This is a genomic window from Algoriphagus sp. (genome assembly GCF_024642405.1).
Taxonomy (GTDB): Bacteria; Bacteroidota; Bacteroidia; order Cytophagales; family Cyclobacteriaceae; genus Algoriphagus.
Window position 1 is genome coordinate 1 of the sequence record NZ_JAHEBC010000440.1, and the last position, 2872, is coordinate 2872.

General features: G+C 38.9%; 4 protein-coding genes. All 4 read left to right on the plus strand.

Going from position 1 to position 2872, the window contains the following annotated elements; translation table 11 throughout:
- Positions 1–600: molybdopterin-dependent oxidoreductase (locus Q0L68_RS19040; protein ID WP_296705834.1), on the plus strand; the 600-nt coding region annotated here is incomplete at its 5' end.
- Positions 601–605: 5 nt separating this feature from the next.
- A complete protein-coding gene (locus Q0L68_RS19045) occupies positions 606–1127 on the plus strand; it encodes a cytochrome C (protein WP_296705835.1) in 522 nt (173 codons plus the stop codon).
- A gap of 298 nt (positions 1128–1425) precedes the next feature.
- On the plus strand, positions 1426–2406 hold the full coding sequence (locus Q0L68_RS19050) for a VOC family protein (RefSeq protein ID WP_296705836.1): 981 nt from the start codon (positions 1426–1428) through the stop codon (positions 2404–2406).
- Positions 2396–2872: hypothetical protein (locus Q0L68_RS19055; protein WP_296705837.1), on the plus strand; the 477-nt coding region annotated here is incomplete at its 3' end. The genes Q0L68_RS19050 and Q0L68_RS19055, both read left to right, overlap by 11 nt.

A 2872-nucleotide genomic window follows, 5' to 3' on the forward strand; every position in this document is an offset into this window, starting at 1 on the left:
ATGCAGGATGAAACTTTGGTAGCTTGGGCTTTAAACGGAAAGGACATCCCCATCCAACATGGCTACCCTCTTCGCTTGATTTGTGGGGGTTGGCCAGCTTCGGCATCGGGGAAATGGCTTAATAAACTGGTGGTAAGGAACCAAGTCCATGATGGGGAAAAAATGATGGGCGATGCATACCGAGTCCCCAAATATCCTGTTGCACCGGGAGAAAAAGTCCCTGATGAGGATATGAAAATCATCGAATCCATGCCGGTAAAATCACTTATTACTTATCCCAAAAGCGGAGCGATGTTTAGCACAAATAAAATTCTTAAAGTTCAGGGGCATGCCTGGGCCGGAGAACATGAAGTGCGTGAAATGGAAGTTTCCATAGATTTTGGGGCAACATGGAAAAAATGTATGTTGAAAAAGCCCATAAACAGGCTAGCTTGGCAACAATGGTCCGTTGATTTGAATTTCTCTGAACCGGGCTACTATGAGGTTTGGGCAAAAGCTACCGATGATCAAGGAACTTCACAATCAATGGTTATCCCGGGTTGGAATCCAAAAGGCTACTTAAACAATTCCTGTCATAGAATCGCCGTGAAAGTAAGCTAAGAATTATGAAAAAATCATCTGAAAGCAAACCAAATAAGGTTGGGGAAAAAAAATCATTACAACTGATCCAAGGATTAAGCAAATCTACTCTGGGAATAATTGCAGCACTCCTAATTCTTTTTGCTTTGGTGATGCTTGTACTATTCCAAACAGAAATTTCCGAAAGGTTTAATTCAATAAACTCTGATCAAACTTCTGAAATTCCAGAAGGTCCTATTTCCATTGGAATTCTGGAAATAGCAGATGGTAAAGATGTAGAAACAGGTCTACTTGCCGGTGAAGGATTGGAACTTGTCAAAGCCAATTGTACCGCTTGTCATTCCAGTGCCCTTATCCTTCAAAACCGTTTTTCTAGGGAGACTTGGAAATCAAAAATTGAATGGATGCAGGAGACTCAAGGTCTTTGGGACTTAGGAAATACTGAACCAATTATATTGGATTATCTGGCGGCAAATTATGCTCCTGAAGAATTCCGAGGAAGAAGAAAACCGTTGGAAAATATCGAATGGTATACCTTGGAGGATTGATTGATCCACAGGCTTTGGTTCTGGTTTTTTGAATCATTTTTTAACTTCTCCTCTTTGTAAATTCAAACATCATCGTTTTGAAACGGATGTAATTCACCACAATTTTTGCATGTAAATGCACTCTTTTATAAAACTTTAATCCTAATCCACTTAGGTGATCTAAACCCTTTTTAAGAAAAGCTATAAAGCCAATAAATTTAATTTTTCGATCTCTAAAAAGTTGTTTAAAAACATTTGTTCACATTTCAAACAAATGTTCATAAAGTGAGTTTTTAAGTAAATTCTAAACATCTTAACTATGAATCCAAATGAATACATTCAGGGGCTTCACCACTTAACAGTAAGTGTGGGAGGAGCACAGGAAGACATTGATTTTGTTACCCAGGTAATGGGAATGAGAATGATCAAGCAAACTGTCTTATTTGACGGGGCAGCAAGTATTTACCACTTGTATTATGCCAATGCAGATGCTGAAGTAGGTTCGGTTTATACCACCTTCCCTTTTAAAAAAGCTGGTGTTTATGGCAAAAAAGGTTCTGGACAAATTGAAGTATCAGGATGGTCAGTACATTCTGATTCTCTAGAATTTTGGAAAAAGCATCTCGACAAGCATCAGGTAAAAAATACAGGAATTGTCGAGCGTTTTGGACAAAAAATGATCCATTTTGAAGATCCATCCGGAATAGGATTAGGGGTTTTTGGAGATGACTCAGACACTAGAAATGCTTGGCAAACAGATCAAATCTCCAAAGACAATGGTATCAGAGGAATTTATGGTACAGTACTTAGATGTAGAGAAATAGAAATGATGGATTTCTATTTAAGGGAGGTTTTGGGCTTTTCTAAATTAGGTCAGGATGGTGACTATCATCGCTATCACATCAAGAATGGTGGACCATCCAGAGTGATTGAATTGCTACATGTACCAGATTTACCACAGGGCTCATGGACATTTGGAGTAGGTTTACCGCACCACATGGCCTTTGCAACCGCTAATGATCAGCAAAATGCAGAGCTTAAGGCCTATATAGAAGGTTTTGGCTTTACCGATGTGACCGAAATAAAAGATAGAAATTACTTCCACTCGATTTACACCCGAACTCCTTCTGGGGTATTGTTTGAATTTGCCACTTCGGATATAGGTTTTGCTATCGATGAACCTGAAGATCAATTAGGCCATCAATTATTACTTCCTCCATTCTTTGAAGATAGAAGAGCAGAAATTGTTAAGCCATTAGAGCCAATCACGCCTCCATCCTATCTACAAAATGGCAATTAGTCATTTTGAAATAGAAGCTGTAAGATTAAGGTTGCCTTCCTCCTCCAAGGAGAAGGTAGCCATTTTGGCGATTCATGGTAGAAACCAAGGCGCAGATTTCATGATCAACTTGATTGATCAATTAGGTTGGCAAAACTGTCCCGCTATTCTTCCTGTAGCCGCAGAAAAATCCTGGTATCCCGGAGGTTTTATGGAATCCCTGGACAAAAATGGAGACAAGCTGAATGAATCTCTTAAGGTAATTGCCAAATACCATCAGGAATTGAATAATCTAGGATATGAAGACGAACAAATTCTTTTTCTAGGATTTTCTCAAGGTGCCTGTTTAGCTTCACAATATTGCTTATTGAATCCAAGAAAATATTATGGGATTGTCATCCTTACAGGAGGATATGTAGGTCCTGAGGGATTAGATTGGTCTTTCGAAGGAGATTTTAAACAAACCCCAATTTTCATTTCTACTTCA

What these genes read in the sequence shown, in the direction of transcription:
- Q0L68_RS19050 (WP_296705836.1), top strand. Translation starts at nt 1,426, where the DNA reads ATGAATCCAAATGAATACATTCAGGGGCTTCACCACTTAACAGTAAGT.
- Q0L68_RS19045 (WP_296705835.1), top strand. Translation starts at nt 606, where the DNA reads ATGAAAAAATCATCTGAAAGCAAACCAAATAAGGTTGGGGAAAAAAAA.